Raw genomic sequence first — 18,077 nt, forward strand, 5'->3', positions numbered from 1 at the left:
ACTTTACGTGCCAGTAATATGACCTGGCGGCATCTTCGGGCATAGATTGAAGTATGGCCTCCCAGTTGACCTCCAATGCAGCCCCCGCCACACCGGCAACAGCGTCCGGAGTGCCGGGGCCGCTGGTGGAAGCGGCCGAAGGCCTGAGCCCCGAGGAGGTGGAGCGTTACTCCCGGCACCTGATCATTCCGGAAATCGGGGTGACCGGTCAGCGCCGCCTGAAGAATGCCAGGGTCCTTGTGATCGGCGCCGGCGGGCTCGGTTCCCCCGCGTTGCTCTACCTGGCCGCGGCGGGCGTGGGCACGCTGGGTATCGTCGACGACGACACGGTCGATCTGAGCAACCTCCAGCGTCAGGTGATCCACGGCGCAGCGGATGTAGGACGGCCCAAGACCGAGTCCGCCCGCGACGCCATTGCCGCCCTGAACCCATTGGTGGAGGTACGGCTGCACCAGCTCCGGCTCGATGCGTCCAACGCGCTGGAACTTTTCGCCGGCTACGACCTGATCCTCGACGGCGCCGACAACTTCGAAACCCGCTACCTCGTCAACGATGCTGCAGCGATCCTCGGCAAGCCCTACGTCTGGGGTTCGATTTTCCGCTTCGACGGGCAGGTCAGCGTCTTCTGGGAACAGCATGGCCCCACCTACCGGGACCTGTACCCTGAAGCGCCGCCTGCAGGATCAGTGCCGTCCTGCGGAGAGGGCGGCGTATTTGGGATGCTGTGCGCCGCCGTCGGCGCGCTTATGGTGACGGAGGCCGTCAAGCTGATTACGGGCGTCGGGCGCTCCCTGCTGGGCCGGGTGGCGCTCTTCGACGCCCTGGGCGGCAGCTGGCGCGAAATCAAAGTCTCCCGCGATCCGGAGGCAGAGCGGATTACCGCGCTGACCGACTATGAAGCTTTTTGCGGTATTCCGCCGGCTGCGGACGCCGGCACCGAACACACCGTGACGGCCGCGCAACTGGCAACGATGCTCGCTTCCCGCAAGGCCGGGCTCAAGGATTTCCAGCTGGTCGACGTGCGCGAGAGCGGCGAATACGAGATCGTCAGGATCGACGGAGCGGTGCTGATCCCGCTGGGCCGGATCCTAGCCGGCGAGGCGTGGCAGGAGCTGCCGCCGGACAGGGACATCGTCTTCCACTGCAAGTCCGGTACCCGGTCGGCAGCCGTACTTGCCGCCGCCCGTGCCGCAGGCTATGAGCGCGTCAGCCACCTCGACGGCGGAATCCTGGCGTGGGTCCGGGATGTTGAACCGGGCAAACCTGTCTACTGACTGCCTGAAACTCAAGTGACCCAATAGCGGAAAGGCCAGTGAAATGGGCGCGAACATTAACGCAACACCACAGCATAAGATCGGTTCCGGTTTCGGCAGGGACTCCACGGCAGCGGAGGTAATTGCCGGGATCGACCTGCACGGTAAGACCGCCATCGTCACCGGCGGATACTCCGGCTTGGGCCTGGAAACCGTCCGGGCGCTGGCCTCGGCGGGCGCCGCGGTGACAGTTCCGGCACGGCGTCCGGAGCACGCACGGGAAGTCCTCGCCAAGGCCGCCATCCCGTCCGGGACCGATGCGGGGCAGGTGAGCGTCGCCGCCCTTGACCTGGCCGAGCAGTCGAGCGTCAAAGACTTCGCAGCGATGTTCCTGGCCGCTGGCCAGGCCGCCGGTGCCGACGGGGGAGTCCGCAGCCTGGACATCCTGATCAACAATGCCGCCATTATGGCCAGCCCCGAACGCCGGGTGGGGCCCGGCTGGGAGTCGCAGTTCGCCACGAACCACCTGGGCCATTTTGCCCTCACCAACCTGCTCTGGCCCGCGCTGGCTGCCGCGCCCGGGGCCCGGGTGGTGTCGCTGTCCTCCACCGGGCACAAGCTCTCGCCGATCCGTTTCGATGACGTCAACTTCGAGTCGGGCTATGACAAGTGGCGGGCCTATGGGCAGGCCAAAACGGCGAACTCGTTGTTCGCCGTGCAGCTGGACAGCTTGGGCCGGGACTCAGGGGTCCGTGCCTTCGCGGTGCACCCGGGCGGGATCATGACGGAACTCCAGCGCCACCTGCCCAGGGAAGAGATGATTGCCTCCGGCTGGCTGGACGAGTCCGGCAAAGTTGACTCGCGGTTCAAGACCCCGGCCCAGGGAGCGGCGACGTCCGTGTGGGCGGCAACGTCGCCGGCGCTTGCGGGTATGGGAGGTGCTTACTGCGAGGACTGCGACATCGCGGAGTCCACGGCGACGGGCTCGCCCGAGGCACGGATCAGGGGCGTGGACGCGCATGCGGTCGACCTCGCTGATGCTGCCAGGCTTTGGACGCTGTCCGCTGAGCTGACGGGAATCAACGCTTTCGGCTGAGGCCGGTTTCCTGAGGCCGGATTCCTGAGGCCGGTTTACTGACGCCGGTTTCCTGACGCCGGGCTGGCGGAACTACCCGGCGGAGCTGGCTGAATACCAGCAACCAGCCGATCAGGGACATTGCCCCAGGAGGCTGTCCGGCGGAGTGTCGCTGAGGGCCCTGGCCAGGACAGAGCAGCCGGGCCTGAGACAGGCAATTCGTGTCGGGCCTCCAACTGGGCCACCTCAGCCAAGCCGTCCAGGCATGCATCGGCCAGAGCTTGCAACTGGCGCCGCGTCCGCCGTCGGGAGAGGGGTGGATGCTGACACGGACCGTGTACGGCAGGCAGAGTTCGCCTCAAAATACCGCAGCCGCGGTCTGCGCTCAGGTCATTGAGAGCTGAGGGTCCGGCAGGACCAGCGCCCTAGGCTGTTTCCCGTGCGTCAGTTTCCGCAGCCCCGCCCGAGGCCCGATGCTCAACCGGGCATTCGGCGCCCTTGGGCGCGGGCTGTTCGACTGTGATGCCGTACAGCGACTCAAGGGCAGCGACATAATCCTCCTGCTGACCGTTGGCGGCCAGCTCGCGGGCCCGCACCGTCGGCACATGGAGCAGCTGCTTGACCATCCGGCGCAGCGCAAATTCAACTTCCTCTGCCGCGGCCGTGCAACCGTGGCGGGCCCGGACCTTTTCCATTTCCGTATCCAGCACGTTCATGGTGTGCCGGCGCAGAGCGACGATGGCCGAATCCACCGAGCGGGCCTCGCGCTCTTGCTCAAACGCGTTGGCCGCACCGGCCACAATACTGCTGGCCTGTGCCAGTGACTCGGCCTGTTCCTGCGGGGCGGCCAGCCGGACCGATTCCAGCGTGAGCAGCTCGACGCCGTCGAGCGCTCCGACAGCAGGATCAAAATCGTGGGTGAGGGCCAGATCAATGGCAATCAGGGGCTGGGTCGAGGCAGCCCGGACCCGGCCCAGTTCAGCAGCCTCAACGCGGGTATCGGCGCCGCTGCAGCCAATCAGGACATCGGCGGCTGCGACGGCGGCCGGAAGGCTCTCGCCATCCAGTGCGGTCCCGCCGCGGGTGGCGACAAATCCGGCGGCACGGCCGGAGGAGGAGTAGACGGAGATGTTGGTGCAGCCGCGCTCACGCAGCAGGGACATGGTGGCGCCCGCGTAGGCGCCGGTGCCGAAGACGACAACTGTTTTGGCGGACCAGTCAGGGACCTCGGAAAGCTCCGTGGCGAGGTCCAGGGCCACGGAGACCACTGACAAGCCACGGGCGCCGAGGGCGGTCTGCGCTCCGACGTCCTTGGCGGTCTTCGACGCTGCCTGGAAGAGCCGGACGAGGCCGGAACTGGCCGTGCCTTCGTGCTGGGCGGTAATGAGGGCGCGCCGGACCTGTCCGGCGATTTCGCGTTCGCCCACAACTGCTGAATCCAGCCCGGAGCTGACGGCGAAGAGATGCCGGGTGACATCCTCGCCCGTGCGGGTATTAAAGGAACGCCCGACGAGCTGTTCGTTGAGGCCGGTGGAGCCGCTGAGCTGGGTGATGAGGGCTGCGCGGGCTTCCTCGACGTCGTCAGGGCGGGGCGCTTCGCCGTAGATTTCGAGGCGGTTGCAGGTGGCGAGGACTATCGCACCCGCCACGGCCGGCGACCCGGCGAAGGCGGATGTGGCAAGCTCGGAAGCACCGGTGCTCAGCTGAGCAACGGTCTCGAGGTCGATGTCGGCGTGGGTCGCCACCAGAGAAAAAAGAACCACAGCTCTTCAATCATAGCTTTTTCGTACCCGCGTAGAACAACTGTGCGGGGTGTGACCGCCCACGCAGGCCTGTGATTCGTGCCACCGTGCGGGCGCCGACCGGCGCCGTGACAGTCTGTCGTTATCTTTTGGGGCCGATTTTCGGCACAATCGAAGTCATGACCTCTCGCGCTGCGGCAACTTCCCAAACCTCCGGCCTTGACGCCGGACACCCCCTGATGGACGGCCGCACCGCGGATTCCCCACTGATCACCGCCTACCGGGGCGGGAAGCCGGCCCGCCGCCCGGTCTGGTTTATGCGCCAAGCCGGCCGCTCGCTGCCCGAGTACCTCAAGGTGCGTGAGGGGGTCGCGATGCTGGACTCCTGCCTGCGCCCCGAGCTTGCCTCCGAGATCACCCTGCAGCCGGTCCGCCGCCACGACGTCGATGCCGCCATCTTCTTTTCCGACATCGTGATCCCGCTGAAGCTCGCCGGCGTCGGTGTGGACATTGTGCCCGGCGTGGGTCCTGTGCTGGAGAAGCCGGTGCGCACCGCGGCCGACGTTGCCGCCCTGCCCCAGCTGACCTGGGACGCCCTCGAGCCCATCCGCGAAGCCGTCCGGCTCACCGTCGCCCAGCTGGGGAAGACACCGCTGATCGGCTTCGCCGGTGCCCCGTTCACCCTCGCGGCGTACATGGTCGAGGGCAAGCCCTCCCGGGACCACCTCGGCCCGCGCACCATGATGCACGCCGACCCGGAGACGTGGACCGCGCTGGCAAACTGGGCCGCCGACGCCTCCGGCATGTTCCTCCGTGCCCAGCTGGAAGCAGGCGCGTCCGCCGCCCAGCTCTTCGACTCGTGGGCCGGCTCCCTTGGCCTGGCCGACTACCAGCGCTTCGTCGCACCGGCCTCCGCCCGCGCCCTGGACCATGTCCGGGACCTAGGGGCCCCGCTGATCCACTTCGGCACCGGCACCTCGGAACTGCTCGTCGCCATGCGCGACGTCGGCGTCGACGTCGTCGGGGTGGACTACCGGCTGCCGCTGGACGAAGCAAACCGCCGGCTCGGCGGAACGGTGCCGCTGCAGGGCAACATCGACCCTGCCCTGCTGTCCGCCCCGTGGGAGGTTCTGGAAGCGCACGTCCGGGCCGTCGTCGCGGCCGGTGCTTCGGCCCCCGGCCACGTGCTTAACCTCGGCCACGGGGTGCCGCCGGAAACCGATCCGGCAGTACTCACACGGGTCGTTGAGCTTATCCACTCGATTTCGCCGGAGTAGGCGCATGCAGGCAGCCGGCTCCACCGCGGAAGCCGCACCGCAGACCGCTGTGGTGGTGGGTGGCGGGATTTCCGGCCTGCTCGCCGCCCGCGTCCTGGCCCGGGCCGGCGTCCGCACCACTGTTCTTGAAGCCAGCGGAGTGTGGGGCGGCTGCGTCGGGAGCCATACGGTGGCCGGCCTGACCCTGGACAGCGGCGCCGAGTCATTCGCCACACGTTCCACGGCCGTGTCAGAGCTCGCCGCCACGCTGGGCCTCGCCGGGAAGATTGTGGCACCGCAGCCCGGCGGCGCCTGGGTCCAGCTGCCCGACGGCCCGCGGGAGCTTCCCCGCACCGGGGTCCTTGGCATCCCGGCCAATCCCTGGGACCCGGAAGTCCGCCGTTCCCTCGGTTTCCTCGGGTCGCTCCGGGCCTCGCTCGATTCACTGCTGCCGGCCGCGTTGGGTACCGGGCCGGAAGCCACAAGCGTGTCGGCGCTGGTCCGTGCCCGCATGGGGCGCCGTGTGCTCGACCGCCTCGTCGCACCTGTCGTCGGCGGGGTCCACTCCGCGGACCCGGGCGTCCTTGACATCGACATGGTGGCACCGGGCCTGCGCGCCGGCATCCGGGAGCACGGATCGCTCGCCGCCGCCGTCGCGGCCCAACGCCGGGGTCCTCGCGCCGCAGCCATTCCCGGTGCAGTTGCCGCCGCGCCACGCCCGCCGGTGGGGGCGCCGCCACTGCAGAAGGCCGGGTCGGCAGTCGCGGGCCTGCGCGGCGGGATGCACACGCTTATCCCGGCACTGCTGGCCGAGCTGGGCCGCGATGGTGTCACCTTGCTGACCGGCGCCCGGGCTGACGCCGTGCAGCGCGCCGCCGGCGGGTGGCGGGTCTTGGCCGGGGACACAGCACACGACGCCGGGTTGCTGGTTGTCGCCGTGGACGGCCCGGCCGCCATCGACCTGCTCGCCGGCGCGGTGCCGGAACTGGCCGGCCGACGTCCGGAGGCAGGCCCGGACGTCAGCCTCGTCACCCTCGTGCTGGACCTTCCCCGGCTCGACGCCGCCCCGCGCGGGACCGGGGTCCTCGTCGCGCCGCAGAGCCTGGGAATCCAGGCCAAGGCACTGACCCACGCCACCGCCAAATGGGAGTGGCTTGCAGACCAGGCCGGTCCCGGTACCCATGTCATCCGGCTGTCCTACGGGCGCGGGGACGCCCGCCATGGCGCCGCAGCGATGCCTGGGCCCCGCTCGGATGCTGAACTCTTCACGGCTGCCTTGACGGATGCATCCTCGTTGCTCGCGCTCCCGGTTACCGCAGCGGACGTGGTGGATTGGGACGTGGTGCGCTGGGGCGGGGCGCTGCCTTTTGCGTCGCTCGGTCACAAGCGCCGGGTTGCGGAGGTCCGCAATATCTGCGCGGCGGACGGCACACTTGCCATCGTCGGCGGCTGGCTGTCCGGCAACGGCCTCGCCGCGATTGTGGCCGACACACCGGGGCAGGTCCGGCAGCTGCTGGCCCCGGGTGAAGGCGCCGGATCCCCGCCACTGTGAAATAAAGCACTTCTACGCCCCGTAGAAGTCCTTCATTTCGACTTAGCCGGAGGGAAGGGGCAATATGGTATCCATGAGCCACACTTCTGCCGAAACTGTCACTAAAACTGCATCAGCAAGCGAAGAATCAGCAGCGCAGTTCTTCACGCTCTGGACCGTTTTCAAGCGCTCCGCCGAAGGCCTGCGCAGCGACGATGCTGCCGGCGAGTTCGACGCCCTCACCGCACGGCTGGCCGACGCCGGTGTGGTCCACCGCGGCAGCTATGACGTCTCGGCCATGCGCGCCGATGCCGACATTATGGTTTGGCTGCATGGCGCCGAGCCCGAGGCCCTTCAGCGGGCCGTCCGGGACATCCGCCGCAGCAAACTGTTCGCCGGCACCGAAATTGCCTGGTCCGCCATGGGTGTGCACCGCGAAGCGGAGTTCGCCAAAAACCACACGCCCGCATTCTCCCGCGGGGTGGAACCGGCGGAGTGGCTCTGTGTGTATCCCTTCGTCCGCTCCTACGAGTGGTACCTGCTGCCCGACGCCGAACGCGGGGCCATGCTTCGCGACCACGGCTTACTGGGCCGGGACTTCCCCCAGGTCATCGCCAACACGGTGTCCTCCTTCGCCCTCGGCGACTGGGAATGGATCCTCGGCCTGGAAGCCCCCGAACTGGTGGACCTCGTGGACCTGATGCGCCACCTGCGGGCCACCGAAGCCCGCCACCATGTCCGCGAAGAAGTCCCGTTCTACACCGGCCGCCGGGTGAACGCAGCCGAGATTGCCGAGGTCCTGTCATGAACCCGCTGAACCCCCAAGACACGGTTACCGCCGTCAACGCCGTGACCCAGGCCGGCCGGATGGCCCCCAAGGATTACGACGCCGTACTCCTGGCCTCCTTTGGTGGCCCCGAAGGCCAGGAAGACGTCCTCCCGTTCCTGCGTAACGTCACCCGGGGACGCGGCATCCCGGACGAACGGCTCGAGGAAGTCTCGCACCACTACCGCGCCAACGGCGGCATCAGCCCCATCAACCAGCAGAACCGAGACCTCAAGGCCGGCATTGAAGCCGAACTTGCCGCCCGGGGAATCGAACTGCCGGTGTTCTGGGGCAACCGCAACTGGGCGCCCTACGTCCCGCAGACCCTCCAGGACATTTACGACGCCGGGCACCGCAAGGTCCTGATGCTCACCACAAGCGCCTACTCCTGCTACTCCAGCTGCCGGCAGTACCGCGAGGACATTGGCATCGCACTGACCGAGACCGGCCTCGACGGCGAACTTGAAGTGGACAAAGTCCGGCAGTACTTCGACCACCCGGGCTTCGTCGAGCCGTTTGTGGAAGGCACCGCAGCCGGCCTGGCCGACGTCCGCGCCCGGCTGGCCGCGGCCGGTACCCCGGACGCACCGGTCCACATCCTGTTCGCCACCCACTCCATCCCCACCGGCGACGCAGCGGCGGCGGGCCACTCCGACGCCGAACCGCGACAGTTCGAGGAGGATTCGGCCTACGTCGCCCAGCACCTGGCGTCCGGCACCGAAGTCATCCGCCGGGTCGAGGCAGGCAGCGGTGACACCGCCCCCTGGTCCCTCGTCTACCAGTCGCGCTCCGGCGCCCCGCACGTGCCCTGGCTGGAACCCGACATTAACGACGCCATCGAAGAGCTCGCCGGGAAGGGCGTCAAGGGCATCGTGATCGTTCCGCTCGGCTTCGTCAGCGACCACATGGAAGTTGTCTGGGACCTCGACACCGAGGCCCTGGAAACCTGCGCCACCCTGGGCCTCACCGCGACGCGCGTCCCCACACCGGGGACGCACCGGAAGTTCGTCAGCGGACTTGTGGACCTGATCAGCGAACGGACCGCAGCGAACAACATCGCCGACCGCCCGCACCTGACCAAACTCGGCCCCTGGTACGACGTTTGCCGCCCGGGCTGCTGCGCCAACTTCCGCGGCGAAAAGCCCACCATTTCGGGCGCGGACACCACCATCGGCACCGGCCACGCCCCCTACCCGGCGGCTCCCGCCGGTACCCCCGCTCCGGCGGCGGGACAGGACACGGCGTGAGCGTCAGGGTCGGAACCCGCGCCAGCAGGCTTGCGCTCACGCAGACCCAGCAGACAGCGGACCAACTGACCGCCGTCGGCGGCTTCCCGATCGAACTGATCCACATCCGGACCGACGGTGATGTCCTCACCGGATCGCTGTCCCAGATGGGAGGTACCGGCGTCTTCGTCGCGGCCCTGCGCGACGCCCTGCTGCAGGACAAGTGCGACATCGCTGTGCACTCACTCAAGGACCTGCCCACCGGGGCAGCACTCGGGCTGACGCTCGCGGCGACGCCGAAACGCGCCGATGTCCGCGACGTGCTCTGCTCCCGCGACGGACTCAAGCTCGCCGATCTGCCGGCCGGCGCCGCAGTGGGTACGGGTTCCCCGCGGCGGGCGGCCCAGTTGCGATCCGCCCGCCCGGACCTGGACATCCGGGATATCCGCGGAAACGTAGACACCCGGCTGGGCCGTGTCCCCGGCCTGCCGGGCAATAGCACCGACGCTGTCGTCGAAGGAAAAAGCTGCGATCTCGACGCCGTTGTGCTCGCGGCCGCCGGGCTGCAACGCCTCGGCAGGTTGGCCGCCGTCAGCGAATACCTCGAATCCGCCGTTATGCTGCCCGCGGCCGGGCAGGGTTCGCTTGCGATCGAATGCCGCTCCGCGGATGCTCCGCGCAAGGCGGGATCCACCGACGGCTCACAGGGAGTGCTGGCGCAGGCCCTCGCCGCCCTCGACGACCCTGACACCCGGCTTGCGGTAACGGCTGAGCGGGCCCTCCTGGCCCGGCTGGAAGCAGGCTGCGCTGCGCCGGTGGGCGCCTATGCTGTCCGAAAGGGTAGCCGGCTGCACCTTGAAGCCGTGGTCTGTGCCGTCGACGGTACAGCCTCGGTCCGGGATTCAAAGGCCACGGACGGACTCACCGAGGTGGGTGCAACCCTGCTGGGGATCGAGCTTGCGGAAGTCCTGCTGGCCCGCGGTGCCGCCGAGATCGCGGACCTGGCAGCGTCCTGAGCCGAGAATTCCACCAGGTCATGGGAAGGCACAGCGGCGTCAAGGCGCCGGACGGCGCCCGGATCCTCGTCGCCCGCAGCCCGGACCGGGCAGCGGGCCTGGTCAGTGCCCTGCGCGGCGTCGGCGCCGAACCCGTGCTGCTTCCGCTGATCGATTTCGAGCTGGCCAGGGACCAGCATTCCCTGGATGTAGCCTTCGACGCCCTCGGTGCCGGTGCGTACGCTTGGCTGGTCGTCAGCAGCGTGACAGCTGTCCATGCGCTCGAGGCCAAGGCCACCGAACGGGGTACCAACCTCGCTGCCTGGCTTCCGGGCAGCCTCATGGTCGCCACGATCGGACCCGCCACCCGGCACTACCTCGAAACCCGGGGAGTCGCCGTCGACCTGGCACCCGCCGGCCAGCAGTCCGGTGCGGGACTTCTCGATATCTGGCCCGCACACCAGGGCAGTGTATTCCTGCCGCAGGCAGATATCGCGGACCCCCGGCTCCGCCGCGGGCTGGCGGCCCGCGGCGCCTTCGTCCAGGCCGTGACCGCCTACCGCACCGTAAACTACCCGGCCGACCCGCGCCGGAGCCTGGCCTTCTGCCAGCCGGCAACACTCCCGGACCCCGGCCCGGACCGGCCCGCCGAAGCCGCTGTCCTTACCCCGGCGCAGGCGAAAACCGAAATCGACGCCGGCCTGCTGGACGCCGTTGTTGCTGCTTCCCCCAGTGCCGTCCGGCGCATCCACGAGGACCTTTCCCCGCTGGGCGCATGCCGGTTCGTGGCCATCGGACGCTCGACCGCCGCCCAGGCTCAGTCACTCGGCCTCAGCGTCGCCGCCGTGGCCGAGGAGCCCACCGCCTCCGGTCTGGTGGCAGCCGTTATTCGCGCGCTGGCCAAGGAACCGCCCCCACACCATCCGCCCGCAGAGCCCACAGCAAAGGACACCATATGAGCTTCCCGACCCACCGCCCCCGCCGGCTCCGCACCACCCCTGCATTGCGCCGGCTGACAGCCGAACACCGGCTCTCGGCCGCCGAACTCGTCCTGCCCGCCTTCATCCGCGAAGGGCTGACCGAGCCGAACCCGATTTCCTCGATGCCCGGCGTCCAGCAGCACACCACCGAGACGCTCAAACGCGCCGCCAGCGAGGCCGTGGAGCTCGGCGTTGGTGGCATTATGCTCTTTGGAATCCCCGCCGTCCGCGACGCCACCGGCACCGCCGCCCTGGACCCTGACGGAGTGCTTAACAAGGCCATCCGGGACGTCCGTGCCGAAGTCGGCGACGAGCTGGTCATCATGAGCGACGTCTGCCTGGACGAATTCACCGACCACGGGCACTGCGGAGTCCTCGACGCCAGCGGTTACGTGGACAACGACGCCACGCTGGAGATCTACGCCCGGATGGCCCTGGCCCAGGCCGAGGCCGGCGCCCACGCGCTCGGCCCGTCCGGGATGATGGACGGCCAGATCGCAGTCATCCGACAAGCCCTCGAGGAAGCCGGCCACACCACCACCGCCGTCGTCGCCTACGCCGCGAAATACGCATCGGCGTTCTACGGTCCGTTCCGTGAGGCCGTTGATTCCCAGCTCACCGGTGACCGGCGGACCTACCAGATGGACGCCGCGAACCGCCGCGAAGCGGTCCTCGAAGTGGAACTGGACCTCGAAGAAGGCGCCGACATGGTGATGGTCAAGCCAGCCATGAGCTACCTCGATATCCTCGCCGACGTCGCCGCGATGAGTCCGGTGCCGGTCGCGGCCTACCAGATTTCCGGCGAGTACTCGATGATCGAAGCTGCCGCGGCCAACGGCTGGATCGACCGCCGGGCCGCCATCACCGAATCGGTACTTGGCATCAAACGGGCAGGCGCCAACATCGTCCTCACCTATTGGGCCAGCGAACTTGCCGGCTGGCTGAAAGAGTCCCGGTGAGCCCCGTGACAGGGTCCGATCCCGCTTCCGCGCCAAACCCCACCGCCCCGGTGGGCCCGGGGCGCATCCTGCTGGGCCTGAACACCTTCGGCGACATCGGGGTCTTCCCCGACGGACACCCCGTCCCGCACGCCCAGGTACTGCGCCAGCTGCTGGAGCAGGCCGAACTCGCTGACCAGGTGGGGCTCCATGCCTTCGGCGTAGGGGAGCACCACCGCCGTGACTTCGCCGTCTCCGCCCCCGAAGTGTTCCTCGCCGCGGCGGCAGCCCGGACCCGGCGCATCCGGCTCGGCTCCGCAGTCACCGTGTTGAGCTCCGATGACCCCATCAGGGTTTTCCAGCGCTTCTCCACCGTGGACGCCATCTCCAACGGCCGGGCCGAGGTGATGCTGGGCCGCGGCTCCTTTGTGGAGTCCTTCCCGCTCTTCGGACTCAACCTCGCCGATTACGAGGTCCTGTTCGAGGAGAAGCTGGAGCTCTTCGACAAAGCCCGCGCCCAGCAGCCCATCCACTGGGAGGGACGCACCAGGCCGTCCATCAGCGGTCTGAGTGCCTACCCGCCGCTGGAACACCACCTGCTGCCGGCCTGGATCGGCGTCGGCGGAACCCCTGAATCGGTGCTGCGCTGCGCCGAATACGGGTACCCGATCATCTTCGCAATCATCGGCGGAGAGCCGCGGTCCTTCGCCCCGCTGGCGAATCTGTACCGCGATGCGATGGCCAAATACGGCCACCCGATGCAGCAGATAGCCACCCATTCGCCCGGCCACATTGCTGCCACCGACGAGGAAGCACGGGAGGAGTTCTTCCCGCACTGGCTCGGCCAGCGCAACCTGATCGGTGCCGAGCGCGGCTGGGGTCCCGGCAATCGCGCCGAGTTTGACGCGATGTGTACCCAAGAGGGCGCCCTCTACGTCGGCTCGCCGGACACCGTCGCGGCCAAGATCGGCCTGCTCAAGCACAACCTCGGCGTGGACCGCTTCGACCTCAAATACAGCAACGGCACCCTGCCGCACACGGCGATGATGCGCTCGATCGAGTTGTTCGGCACCGAGGTGGCACCCCGGGTTGCCTCGTTGCTGGCCGGGTCTTCACCGCAGAACTGAAAGAATAGGAACCATGACTTCCAGCCACCCTCGCAACGAGGCACTCTTCGACCGCGCCCGCCAGCTGATGCCGGGCGGTGTTAACTCGCCAGTCCGTGCGTTCGGCTCCGTCGGCGGCACACCGCGGTTTATGGTCTCCGCCAAGGGCCCCTATCTGACAGATGCCGATGGCGCAGAATACGTGGACCTGGTCTGCTCCTGGGGCCCGGCACTGTTGGGTCATGCACACCCGGAGGTCCTCGCCGCGGTGCATGCCGCCGTCGACCGGGGGCTGTCCTTTGGCGCCTCGACGCCGGATGAGGCCAATCTCGCGGCTATCGTGCAGGAACGTGTTCCTGCCGCCGAGCGGGTCCGGATGGTCTCCACCGGCACCGAGGCCACCATGACCGCCGTCCGGCTGGCCCGCGGCTTCACCGGCCGGAACCTCATCATCAAGTTCGCCGGCTGCTACCACGGACACCTCGACGGGCTCCTCGCTGCGGCCGGCTCGGGCCTGGCGACTCTCGCGCTGCCGGGTTCGGCCGGCGTCACGGCCGCCACCGCAGCCGAAACCCTCGTCCTGCCCTACAACGACCTCGCCGCCGTCGAGGCCGCCTTCGCCCAGCACGGACCCAACATCGCCGCGGTCATCACGGAGGCGGCGCCGGCCAACATGGGCGTCGTCACCCCGGGTGAGGGGTTTAATGCCGGCCTGTCGCGCATCACCGGCGAGCACGGCGCCTTGCTGATCCTCGATGAAGTCCTGACTGGATTCCGGACCGGCTACTCGGGCTACTGGGGCCTCACTGGCGGTGCCGCCGGCGCGGCCCAGCCCTGGACCCCGGACCTGCTGACGTTCGGCAAGGTCATCGGCGGCGGAATGCCGGCCGCGGCCCTCGCCGGCCGCGCAGAGGTCATGGACTACCTGGCGCCGTTGGGCCCCGTCTACCAGGCCGGCACGCTCTCCGGAAACCCGGTGGCCATGGCCGCCGGCGTCGCCACCCTCACCCACGCCAACGCCGGAGTCTACTCCTTTGTGGACGCCCGCTCGCTGGAGCTCTCCGCGGCACTGTCCTCGGCACTGGGCGCGGCAGGGGTGGACCATTCGATCCAGCGGGCCGGGAACCTGTTCTCGGTGGCGTTTGGCACCTCGGCGCGCGGCGTGCACAACTACGACGACGCCCAGGGCCAGGAAGTGTTCCGCTACGCGCCGTTCTTCCACTCCATGCTCGACGCCGGGGTTTACCTCCCGCCGTCGGTCTTCGAGGCCTGGTTCCTCTCCGCCGCGCACGACGACGCCGCGATGAACCGGATCTTCGATGCCCTGCCGGCCGCCGCCAAGGCAGCGGCGGCCGCGAAGGCGTAGCTCCGGCGGGCCCCACGGCCCGTACTGCCCATCCGGTATCGAGCTTAAACAGCTGTGGGGCACCCGCCGCGGCGGGTGCCCCACATGCTTAAGCGGCAGTCCCGCGCTCTAGAGGACGTCCGAAAGGAATCCCTGCAGGCGTTCCGTGCGCGGATCGGTGAAGATCTGTTCCGGCGGCCCGGACTCGACGACGACGCCGCCGTCCATAAACGTCACGGTGTCCGAGACGTTCCGTGAGAAGCCCATCTCGTGAGTCACCACGACCATGGTCATACCACCCTTGGCGAGGTCGGCCATCAGCGCCAGCACACCCTTGACAAGTTCCGGGTCGAGCGCGGACGTAGCCTCGTCGAAGAACATCACTTCGGGTTTCATGGCCAAAGCCCGCGCTATCGCCACCCGCTGCTGCTGACCTCCGGAGAGATTGGCGGGGCGGGCATCCGCCTTGTGCTTGAGCCCCACGAGGTCAAGCTGGGCAACTGCCTCCTCGCGGGCCTGCTCCTTGGACATTCCGCGGAGCTTGCGCAGTGCCAGCGAGACGTTTTCCACCACGGTCTTGTGCGGGAACAGATTGAATTGCTGGAAGACCATACCGATCCGCCGGCGCAGCTCGTCGGGGTTGTCCTGAAGCACGGACTTCCCGTCGAGGAGGATGTCGCCCTGGTCGGGTTCGATCAGCCGGTTCATAACCCGCAGAAGCGTTGACTTACCTGAGCCGGACGGCCCGATAACGGAAGCCGTTGTGCCCTGCCCAACGTGCAGGTCGATGCCGCGGAGGACGTGGTTCGCCCCGAACGACAGGTGGATGTTTTTTGCTGTCAGCGACCCGGAAGCAAACTCGCTCATGCCGGGGCCCCCTTTCCGACCTTGGCGGCCGCGTCATCGGGTTCCTTTTTTTCCGGCCGGCCCGAACGCAGGCGGCCATCAATCCAGTTCACGAAGTGTGTTAATGGAACCGTCAGGGCCAGGTAGAAGACCGCCGCGGCAACATACGGGGACAGGTTCCCGCTGGTCGACGCCGCATCCTTGCCGATCTGGAAGATTTCCCGTTCCGAGGCCAGCAGGCCCAAAAGGAAAACCAGCGAGGACTCCTTGATCAGGGCGATGAACTGGTTAACCAGTGCGGGCAGAACCCGCCGGATGCCCTGGGGCACAACCACCAGCCGCATCGAGGGGCCATAGCCGAATCCCAGGGCGCGGGTGGCTTCGAGCTGTCCCTTGTCCACGCTCTGGATGCCGGAGCGGAAAATCTCACCGATGTAAGCTGCCGACATCAGCGACAGTGCCGCCACCGCCATCGGGTACGGGCTCGTCGATCCGGTCAGTTGCCGAATGATCGGACCGAAGCCGAAACCGATCACGAGGATCGTCAGCACCGGCGGCAGCCCACGCAGGATGTCGGTGTAGACACGCGCGATCCAGCGCACCGCAGCGTTCCTGGAGATACCCATCAGGGCAAGCACCATCCCGAGCAGCGTTCCGATGATGCCGGAAGTGATTGCCAGGACGATCGTATTCGGCAAGCCGACCGCGAACATCATGGGGATGACTTCGCCCATCGCCTTCCAGTCGAGGAAGGTGTCGCCAAGTTGTTTGAGAATATCCAGGAGGTTCATAGACGGCCCGGGCTACTTTGCCGGAATCTGGACGGCCTTGCTGCCCGGCTTCCAGCCCTGCGGGGTCTGCTCCGCCACGGTGGGACGGTCCGTGTACCACTCGGACGTCAGCTTGGTCCACGTGCCGTCGGCGATCACTGCATCCAGGCCGGCGTTCAGCGCCTCGATAAGGGCCTTGTTGTCCTTGTTCACGGCGTAGGCCGTGAAGTTCTGGGTATTTACGACCTTCTCGGCGATTTTGGTCTTGTCGCCTTCCTTGACCTGGCCTGTTGCCTGCTGGGACGGGGCCACCCACGCGTCCACCTGGCCGTTCTTCACGCTGGCGTAGACCGTGTTGTAGTCAGGGAAGCGGACAGGCTCAAGTTTAAGCGTGTTGGTGACGTAGTCATCCTGCACGGTGCCCTGGACGACGCCGACGCGTACGCCGGCCTTAAGGTCATCGAAGGACTTGACCTGGGCGTTGTCCTTTGTCACGACAGCCATGTAGCCGAAGTCGTAGCCATTGGTGAAGCCAACCGTTTCGCGGCGCTTGTCGGTCGTGGAAATCGAGGATGATCCGGCGTCGAACTGTTTGTTGTTGACTTGTGAGAGCAACGCGGAGAAGTCGGTTGAAGCGAATTCGACCTTGAGGCCCAGCTTGTCGACGATCGCACGCATCAGCTCGTTGTCGTAGCCGGTGAACTTACCGGAGGGATCGATGAAGATGTTCGGCGGCGCATCCGAGAGGGTGCCGACCCGCAAGGTGCCCTCGGTGATCAAGCCAAGTTTCGTCTTGTCGATCGTGTCCAGGGGAGTGATCTCAGCGGTCGTGTACTTGTCCAGCGAAGTCTGGTCGCTGCCGGCGAGTGCGTCAGTGGGTGAGCCGGACGGTTGCGCTGATCCGCCGCCGCAGGCCGCCAGGGACACAGCCACAGCGATCGCCACAGGAACAGTAGTCAGCCACTTCATGGCTTTGGTTTTCATCATGCAATCGCTTTCGTCAGGAGTGTGTGGTCCGCGGGGGCAACGCCGCGCCCGGGCGCAGGGCGCGGACGGCCCGGGGACAGCAAGCCGCAAAATATAAGTGTGACACCTGACCCGAAGGCGAATTCAAAGCGAATTTCTGCTCTCGATCTCCCTTCGATGCCGAATTAAGTTCATGCGCCTTAGTAGTGCCACGTTATCTGAGCCGTCCGGGCAGGGTGCGACGGAACGAATGACGTGCAGGCCCGGTCCCGCCCGGCGCCGCAAGGGCTGTGATTTCCGTCGCACTTGGCCGGTTTTCGGGGCGTTGAGGGCTATAGAGTGCCGCCATGCCCGTCAGTGTTTCGGCGCGTGACGTGCTCTTTGTCCTAGAAATCCCCGCGGCTGGCGTCTTCCGGCGGCAGCACCGGCCAGTCGCCCTCGATCACGGCGGCGGGTTTGGTTTTGCGCAGGTAGGTCTGAAAATCCGACGCCTGGGCCGAGGCCCACTCGATCTGGAGCTGGTGCAGGTGGCTGGCCGGCATCCGGAGCTTCGGGAACTTCCCTGCCATGGCGTCGAGCATACGGAGGGTGGCGAGGGCGTCCGCCGCTGAGGTGTGGGCATTGTCCAGGTTCACCCCGTACTCCTCGCAAAGGGCTGTCAGCGTGCGCTTGCCTTTGCGGTACCGGTCGACCTGCTTGTTCATGATGTACGGATCCAGGACGGGAAAACGGCTCAACTGCGGGACACCGTAGCGGGCCGATTCGGCGGCGAGCACGGTGAAGTCGTAGCTGGCGTTGAAGGCGATGACCGGCACTCCCCGGTCGAAGAGCTCTTGAAGCGCTGCGGCAACCTCCCGCGTCACTTCGGCGGCAGGGCGGCCCTCGCTGCGGGCCCGTTCTGTCGTGACGCCATGGATGTCACTGGCCTCGGTCGGGATCTCGACCCCCGGATCGGCGAGCCACTCGTGCTCGTTGATGATCCCGCCGTCGTTGTCCACCACAGTGATGGATGCCGTGACGATCCGTGCGGAGCGCGAGTTCCGACCTGTGGTTTCGAGGTCGAAGGCCGCGCGGGGGAGGGTGTTCCAAGTGCTCATGCATCAACGCTACCTGCTGCCACCGACAGGAACGCGCCACCGTTTGTGCCCGGCACGGCGTCGGCGGTGCCTACCGCGGCGGGTCCGGCCGGCGGGTTGGGGTGGGGCGGGTTGGGGTGGGTTGG

At 67.5% G+C, this 18,077-nt stretch carries 16 protein-coding genes; 11 read left to right on the forward strand and 5 right to left on the reverse strand.

Annotated elements, in window-relative coordinates; all coding sequences use genetic code 11:
• Positions 1-53 precede the first annotated feature (53 nt).
• Both moeB and QMG72_RS15730 read left to right on the forward strand, forming a co-directional pair.
• Positions 54-1,274 (forward strand): molybdopterin-synthase adenylyltransferase MoeB, encoded by a 1,221-nt coding sequence (moeB, locus tag QMG72_RS15725; RefSeq protein ID WP_282359636.1) that lies wholly within the window; start codon positions 54-56, stop codon positions 1,272-1,274.
• Between the two features lie 43 nt (positions 1,275-1,317).
• A complete protein-coding gene (locus QMG72_RS15730; protein WP_283481001.1) occupies positions 1,318-2,349 on the forward strand; it encodes an SDR family NAD(P)-dependent oxidoreductase in 1,032 nt (343 codons plus the stop codon).
• A gap of 404 nt (positions 2,350-2,753) precedes the next feature.
• Here QMG72_RS15730 and QMG72_RS15735 read toward each other — a convergent pair whose 3' ends face one another.
• On the reverse strand, positions 2,754-4,091 hold the full coding sequence (locus QMG72_RS15735) for a glutamyl-tRNA reductase (protein ID WP_283481003.1): 1,338 nt from the start codon (positions 4,089-4,091) through the stop codon (positions 2,754-2,756).
• A gap of 158 nt (positions 4,092-4,249) precedes the next feature.
• On the opposite strand from QMG72_RS15735, the gene hemE reads away from it, so the two are divergent.
• The 9 genes from hemE to hemL all read left to right on the forward strand — a co-directional run bounded on the left by hemE (position 4,250) and on the right by hemL (position 14,294).
• A complete protein-coding gene (hemE, locus tag QMG72_RS15740) occupies positions 4,250-5,347 on the forward strand; it encodes a uroporphyrinogen decarboxylase (RefSeq protein ID WP_226776132.1) in 1,098 nt (365 codons plus the stop codon).
• 4 nt (positions 5,348-5,351) lie between these two features.
• The gene (locus QMG72_RS15745; RefSeq protein WP_283481004.1) at positions 5,352-6,878 is read left to right on the forward strand and encodes a protoporphyrinogen/coproporphyrinogen oxidase; all 1,527 of its coding nucleotides are present in this window, start codon (positions 5,352-5,354) and stop codon (positions 6,876-6,878) included.
• Positions 6,879-6,951: 73 nt separating this feature from the next.
• Positions 6,952-7,665, forward strand: coding sequence for a hydrogen peroxide-dependent heme synthase (gene hemQ / locus QMG72_RS15750; RefSeq protein WP_226776134.1), 714 nt, complete (start codon positions 6,952-6,954; stop codon positions 7,663-7,665).
• The gene (locus QMG72_RS15755; RefSeq protein ID WP_283481006.1) at positions 7,662-8,930 is read left to right on the forward strand and encodes a ferrochelatase; all 1,269 of its coding nucleotides are present in this window, start codon (positions 7,662-7,664) and stop codon (positions 8,928-8,930) included. Before hemQ ends, QMG72_RS15755 begins: the two co-directional genes overlap by 4 nt.
• Positions 8,927-9,925, forward strand: a complete 999-nt coding sequence (gene hemC / locus QMG72_RS15760; RefSeq protein ID WP_226776136.1) for a hydroxymethylbilane synthase — start codon at positions 8,927-8,929, stop codon at positions 9,923-9,925. The genes QMG72_RS15755 and hemC overlap by 4 nt, the downstream gene beginning before the upstream one ends.
• 20 nt (positions 9,926-9,945) lie before the next feature.
• The gene (locus tag QMG72_RS15765) at positions 9,946-10,863 is read left to right on the forward strand and encodes a uroporphyrinogen-III synthase (protein ID WP_283481008.1); all 918 of its coding nucleotides are present in this window, start codon (positions 9,946-9,948) and stop codon (positions 10,861-10,863) included.
• Entirely contained in the window at positions 10,860-11,843 is a 984-nt protein-coding gene (gene hemB / locus QMG72_RS15770; protein WP_283481009.1) for a porphobilinogen synthase, read from the forward strand. Before QMG72_RS15765 ends, hemB begins: the two co-directional genes overlap by 4 nt.
• Entirely contained in the window at positions 11,840-12,949 is a 1,110-nt protein-coding gene (locus tag QMG72_RS15775; protein ID WP_283481010.1) for an LLM class flavin-dependent oxidoreductase, read from the forward strand. Before hemB ends, QMG72_RS15775 begins: the two co-directional genes overlap by 4 nt.
• A 13-nt stretch (positions 12,950-12,962) precedes the next feature.
• A complete protein-coding gene (gene hemL, locus QMG72_RS15780; RefSeq protein ID WP_226774984.1) occupies positions 12,963-14,294 on the forward strand; it encodes a glutamate-1-semialdehyde 2,1-aminomutase in 1,332 nt (443 codons plus the stop codon).
• Positions 14,295-14,402: 108 nt separating this feature from the next.
• Here the strand turns inward: hemL and QMG72_RS15785 are convergent, their stop codons facing one another.
• From QMG72_RS15785 to QMG72_RS15800, 4 genes are all read right to left on the reverse strand, one after another.
• A complete protein-coding gene (locus QMG72_RS15785) occupies positions 14,403-15,140 on the reverse strand; it encodes an amino acid ABC transporter ATP-binding protein (protein WP_226774983.1) in 738 nt (245 codons plus the stop codon).
• Positions 15,137-15,901, reverse strand: coding sequence for an amino acid ABC transporter permease (locus QMG72_RS15790; RefSeq protein ID WP_226774987.1), 765 nt, complete (start codon positions 15,899-15,901; stop codon positions 15,137-15,139). The genes QMG72_RS15785 and QMG72_RS15790 overlap by 4 nt, the downstream gene beginning before the upstream one ends.
• 21 nt (positions 15,902-15,922) lie before the next feature.
• Positions 15,923-16,873, reverse strand: a complete 951-nt coding sequence (locus tag QMG72_RS15795) for a substrate-binding periplasmic protein (protein ID WP_283481012.1) — start codon at positions 16,871-16,873, stop codon at positions 15,923-15,925.
• A gap of 368 nt (positions 16,874-17,241) precedes the next feature.
• Complete coding sequence (locus QMG72_RS15800) at positions 17,242-17,952, reverse strand: 3'-5' exonuclease (RefSeq protein WP_226774982.1); 711 nt, start codon at positions 17,950-17,952, stop codon at positions 17,242-17,244.
• Positions 17,953-18,077: the final 125 nt, after the last annotated feature.

The sequence above is a fragment of the Pseudarthrobacter sp. PH31-O2 genome, from assembly GCF_030063265.1.
In the GTDB taxonomy this organism is placed as follows: domain Bacteria; phylum Actinomycetota; class Actinomycetes; order Actinomycetales; family Micrococcaceae; genus Arthrobacter.